At 69.4% G+C, this 5,412-nt stretch carries 4 protein-coding genes; 3 read left to right on the top strand and 1 reads right to left on the bottom strand.

Features of this window, described 5'->3' with window-relative positions; all coding sequences use genetic code 11:
- Nucleotides 1-116: 116 nt before the first annotated feature.
- Nucleotides 117-1,274, bottom strand: a complete 1,158-nt coding sequence (locus IRZ30_RS15290; protein ID WP_294086384.1) for an MFS transporter — start codon at nt 1,272-1,274, stop codon at nt 117-119.
- A 137-nt stretch (nt 1,275-1,411) separates the two neighbouring features.
- On the opposite strand from IRZ30_RS15290, the gene glgX reads away from it, so the two are divergent.
- The 3 genes from glgX (at nt 1,412) to IRZ30_RS15275 (ending at nt 5,352) form a co-directional block, all read left to right on the top strand.
- Entirely contained in the window at nt 1,412-3,565 is a 2,154-nt protein-coding gene (gene glgX, locus IRZ30_RS15285) for a glycogen debranching protein GlgX (protein ID WP_294086382.1), read from the top strand.
- Nucleotides 3,566-3,670: 105 nt separating this feature from the next.
- A complete protein-coding gene (locus tag IRZ30_RS15280; protein ID WP_294086380.1) occupies nt 3,671-3,967 on the top strand; it encodes an isoamylase early set domain-containing protein in 297 nt (98 codons plus the stop codon).
- Between the two features lie 107 nt (nt 3,968-4,074).
- Nucleotides 4,075-5,352 carry a hydroxyacid-oxoacid transhydrogenase gene (locus IRZ30_RS15275; RefSeq protein WP_294086378.1) on the top strand — a complete coding sequence of 426 codons (1,278 nt, stop codon included), beginning with the start codon at nt 4,075-4,077 and terminating at the stop codon, nt 5,350-5,352.
- Nucleotides 5,353-5,412 lie beyond the last annotated feature (60 nt).

Below are 5,412 nucleotides of genomic sequence, written 5' to 3'. Positions count from 1 at the left end.
TTCCGGCCTCCACCCCCCCCGTCGCGGGCGGCGGCCCCCCGCGGGGGCCGCCGCCCGCCCCCGCCGGCGCGCCACGGGGCAATCCCCGGCAGCCCACCAACTCTGACCCGCCGGGGTCAGTCGCGGGCGCTTCCCGCGACCACGACGACGAGGAGCGCGAGGGCCACGACTACGGTAAGCGCCGCGCGTAACCCGGCCACGTCAGCCAGGAGTCCGATCAGGGGCGGACCGGCGAGGAACCCGAAGTAGCCGAGCGCGGTGATGGTGGCGATCACCGTCCCGGTCGGCGCGTCGCGCGTTCGTCCCGCGGCCCCGATCACCGTCGGGAAGAGGGTCGACAGCCCGGCCCCGACCAGCCCGAAACCGAGGACCGGCAGCCCTGTGCCGTCCGGTAGCAGGGCCAGCGCCATCCCGGCGCCCGCGACGACGCCACCGAGGCGCAAGAGGACCACCGCGCCAAGCCGGGCGTTGAGGACGTCGCCCACCAGCCTGCCGCCAGCCATGGCTAGCGAGAAGGCCGCGAAACCGGCCCCGGCCAGTGCCGCCCCCGCACCCACGTTCTGGCGCAGGAAGACGGCGCTCCAATCCGCCACTGCCCCTTCGCTCATGAGCACGCAGAAGGCGATCGTGCCCAGGGCGAGCATTCGCACGGACGGCCGCAGCGATCCGCGAGACGCCCGTTCCCGAGACTCAACCGTGGCCGGGAGGAGGCGCCCCGCGGCCACCGCCACCATGGCGCCGAGCACCACGCCCGCGCCTACGAGGTGGAGAACCGGTCCGACGCCGAGCGCGGCGACCGCGCCGCCGACGGCCGATCCCGCCAGCCCGCCTCCGCTGAAGACGGCGTGGAACGAGGACATGATCGGCCGCTCGTAGCGCGCCTCGACGGCGACCGCCTGCGTGTTCATCGCCACGTCCAGCGAGCCACTCGCGATCCCGAAGAGGACGAGCGCGGCGAGCAGGGTGGCGCCACTGCCGGCCAGCGGCGGCAGCGTGAGCGTGGCGCAGGTGCCGAGTGCCGCCACGATGGTGACGGACCTGCTGCCCCAACGGACACTCGCCCATCCCGAAAGCGGGACGCCGACCAGTAAGCCGAGCGGCAGGCCAAACAATGCCACCCCGAGCGCGCCCGCGCTGAGACCAAGCGCCTGCTGCACGTCGGGGATGCGCACAACCCAGTTGCCCTGGACCGCACCAGCGACGAAGAACATCGTCGCCACGGCGAGCCGGGCCGCGCGGGGCGGGCTGAGCTTGGACGCGACCGACTGGCTCACGTGCACCCCCTGCTACGTACGCGGGCATCTTTCCACCCCTGTCGCACCGGGCGGGCATCGATCCTGCTCAGCGGCTGCAGCGACCCGTTTCCCGCAAGTGGGCCGAGCCGCGGGTCGCGCGCGACGAGGAGGAATCCGTGACGGCAACCGTGCGAAAAGTCCGGCCGGGGAAGCCGTTCCCGCTGGGCGCAACCTGGGACGGTGAGGGGGTCAATTTCGCGCTCTACTCCGAACACGCCACCGGGGTGGAGCTTTGTCTGTTCGACGAGTCGGGAGAGACTGAGGTCGAGCGCATTCCTTTGTGTGAGGTCACGGCCCACATCTGGCATGCCTACATCCTCGGGCTCGGCCCCGGCCAGCGATACGGCTTTCGGGTGTCCGGACCGTTCGCGCCGGAGGAAGGGCACCGCTTCAACCCCAACAAGCTGCTGCTCGATCCGTATGCCCGCGCCATCAGCGGCAGCGTCAGCTGGGAGGCTCCAGTCTTTGCCTACCCGCTCGGCCACCCGGACGAGGATCTGGCGTTCGACGAGCGGGATGACGCCTGGGGCATGCCGAAGTCGGTCGTGGCTCACTCGTACTTCGACTGGGGCGACGACCACCCGCCGCGCATCCCGTGGCACCAGTCGATCATCTACGAGGTGCACGTCAAGGGGTTCAGCGCCCGCAACCCCGACGTGCCGCCCGAGGAGCGCGGGACGTACGCCGGGCTGGCCTCGCCGGCAAGCATCGAGTACCTGAAGCAACTCGGCGTCACAGCGGTGGAGCTGCTGCCGGTGCACGCCTTCCTCGACGACATGCACCTGGTCGGGCGCGGGCTGCGCAACTACTGGGGCTACAACACGATCGGCTACTTCGCACCGGAGGCCCGCTACTCCAGCAGCGGCGACAGCGGCGGGCAGGTGGCGGAGTTCAAGCGCATGGTGCGTGAGCTCCACCGGGCGAACATCGAGGTCATCCTGGATGTGGTCTACAACCACAGTGCCGAGGGCAATCACCTGGGCCCAACCCTGAACTTCCGCGGTATTGACAACCGCAGTTACTACAAGCTCGTGCCGGACAACCTGCGCTACTACCAGGACTACACCGGCACCGGCAACAGCCTGAACGTCGGTCATCCACAGGTCCTGCGCCTGATCATGGACAGCCTGCGCTACTGGATCCTCGAGATGCACGTCGACGGCTTCCGCTTCGACCTCGCATCCACGCTGGCGCGCGAACTGCACGATGTGGACCGCCTCTCCGCCTTCTTCGACATCATCCACCAGGATCCGGTGATCTCCCAGGTGAAGCTCATCGCCGAGCCGTGGGACGTCGGCGAAGGCGGATACCAGGTCGGCAACTTCCCGATCCTCTGGGCGGAGTGGAACGGGAAGTACCGCGACGCAGTGCGCCGCTACTGGCGCGGCGATGAGTCACAGGTCGCCGAGCTCGGCTACCGGCTGACGGGCAGCAGCGACCTCTACGCCAGCGACGGCCGTCGCCCCTACGCCAGCATCAACTTCGTCACGGCGCACGACGGCTTCACCCTACGCGACCTCGTCAGCTACAATGAGAAGCACAACGAGGCGAACGGGGAAGAGAACCGGGACGGCACGGACGACAACCTCTCCTGGAACTGCGGCGTCGAGGGGCCAACCGACGACCCGGAGATTAACGCGCTGCGTGCCCGGCAGCAGCGGAACTTCCTCGCCACATTGCTCTTCTCCCAGGGCGTGCCGATGATCTGCGGTGGCGACGAGATCGGTCGCACCCAGCAGGGCAACAACAACGCCTACTGCCAGGACAACGAGATCAGTTGGTACGACTGGGAACTCGACGACGAGCGGCGCGCGCTCCTCGACTTCACCCGGCGCCTGATCGAGACCCGGCTCCGGCATCCCGCGCTGCGCCGCCGCAAGTTCTTCCAGGGGCGGCGGATCCGCGGCTCGGACGTGCGGGACATTACCTGGCTGCGCCCCGACGGGGGTGAGATGACCGAGACCGAGTGGGAGGCGAGCTGGGTACGCACGCTCGGGGTTCGCCTCGACGGCCGCGCCCTGGACGAGCTGGACGAGCGCGGCGATCCGATCGTCGACGACACGCTCCTCCTCCTGCTCAACGCCCACGCGGACACCGTCCCAATGACGTTGCCTCAGCCCCTGCCGGGTACGGTCTGGGAGGTCGTGATCGACACGGCCGAGCCGGATCTGGAGCCAGGGGTACGCCGGCTGGAGGCAAGCGAGCCGTACCAGCTCCGCGGGCGGTCGATCGCGCTCCTACGCGAGGTCGAGCCGGGCGACCGCGCGTGATCGCCGCAGGGACCATGGTGGAACGGATCTCGCAATCGGCGTCGGTGAGACGACCCCGGCGTCCGGCCGGTGGTGAACACCTGTGGGGAACAGGGAGAGGATGCGATGATCAAAAAGGAGTACACGAAGACTGGCCGCTCCTGCCGCGTGACCTTCGAGCTGCCACCGGGCAGCGCCGAGCGGTCGGTCTCCGTCGTGGGGGACTTCAACGATTGGAACGAGGAGGCCACCCCATTGAAGCGGCGGCGCGACGGTAGCTTCAGCATCACGATTTCGGCGAAGCCCGGACGCCGCTACCACTTCCGCTACCTGATCGACGGCCATCGCTGGGAGAACGACCCGGCGGCCGACGGGTACGCCCCCAACCCCTTCGGCACCGAGGACTCGGTCATCGAGATCTAGCCCCGCCGGGTCCGTGCCGGGCCGAGTGGTTGTATCCTAGCCACCACAGCCGAGCCGGTTGGCATACCGGGGTGACTCCCGGTGCCCGAGCGGGAGGGAGTGGCACGATGGCGTACGAAACCGCCTTCACCATGGATACGTCGAGCATCAAGTACGGCCCCGGCGTCACCCGCGAGGTGGGGCACGACATGGCCGCGCTCGGCGCGCGCCGCGTCATGGTGGTGACCGACCCACGTGTGGCCCAGACCGAAGCGGTGGCGGTGACCATGGAGTCGCTGCGGAGCGCCGGGATCGACGCCGTGCTCTACGACCAGGTGCGCGTGGAGCCGACCGACGTCTCGTTCAAGGATGCGATCCGCTTCGCCGAGGAGGGCCGGTTCGACGGGTACGTGGCCGTCGGCGGCGGGTCATCCATGGACACCGCCAAGGCGGCCAACCTCTACGCCACCTACCCGGCCGACTTTCTCGCCTACGTCAACCAGCCGATCGGCGAGGGGCGTCCGGTGCCCGGCCCGCTCAAGCCGTTGATCGCCATTCCGACCACCGCTGGGACCGGCAGCGAGACGACCGGCGTCGCCATCTTCGACCTGACCGAGATGCACGCCAAGACCGGCATCGCCCACCGCGCGCTGCGGCCGGTCATGGGCATCATCGACCCGAACAACACACGTTCCCTCCCGCCGATGGTGGCCGCCTGCTCCGGGCTCGACGTGTTGAGCCACGCCATCGAGTCGTACACGGCGCTGCCGTACAACCGGCGGGAAGCGCCGCCGTCGCTGGAAATGCGCCCGGCCTACCAGGGGGCCAACCCGATCAGCGACATCTGGGCGCGCGAGGCGATCGCGCGCGTCTCGCGCTACATCGTGCGCGCGGTGGAGGATCCGGACGATGAGGAAGCGCGGGGGCAGATGCTCCTGGCCGCCGCCTTTGCGGGCATCGGCTTTGGCAACGCCGGGGTCCACCTGCCCCACGGGATGTCGTACCCGGTCTCGGGCATGGTGCGCGACTACATCCCCGAGGGCTATCCCCAGGACCACCCGATCATCCCGCACGGCATGTCGGTCATCCTGCACACCCCGGCGGTGGTGCGCTTCACGGCGCCGGCCAACCCGGAGCGCCACCTGGAAGCGGCGCGCCTGATGGGCGTCGACACCCGCGGCGCGGGACCCGAAGACGCCGGTGACCTCCTGGCCGGGGCCATCATCAAATTGATGCGGCGCCTCGGGATGCCCAACGGCCTGCACGCCGTCGGGTTCGAGCGCGACGACATCGACGCGCTGGTTGCCGGCACCCTGCCGCAGCACCGCGTCACCAAGCTGGCACCGCGTCCCGCCGGGGAGGCCGAGCTGCGCCAGCTCTTCCTCGACTCCATGCGCTGCTGGTAGGACACGAAGAGCGCCGCCAGCGATAAAGACCGACATCAAGAAGACGAAGGGGATGACGGA

This window comes from Sphaerobacter sp., assembly GCF_019683595.1.
Classification (GTDB): Bacteria; Chloroflexota; Chloroflexia; order Thermomicrobiales; family Thermomicrobiaceae; genus Sphaerobacter.
Note: the sequence above shows the minus strand (reverse complement) of the source record. Positions and strands in the feature narration are given on the sequence as shown.

What these genes read in the sequence shown, in the direction of transcription:
- IRZ30_RS15280 (WP_294086380.1), top strand. Translation starts at nt 3,671, where the DNA reads ATGATCAAAAAGGAGTACACGAAGACTGGCCGCTCCTGCCGCGTGACC.
- IRZ30_RS15275 (WP_294086378.1), top strand. Translation starts at nt 4,075, where the DNA reads ATGGCGTACGAAACCGCCTTCACCATGGATACGTCGAGCATCAAGTAC.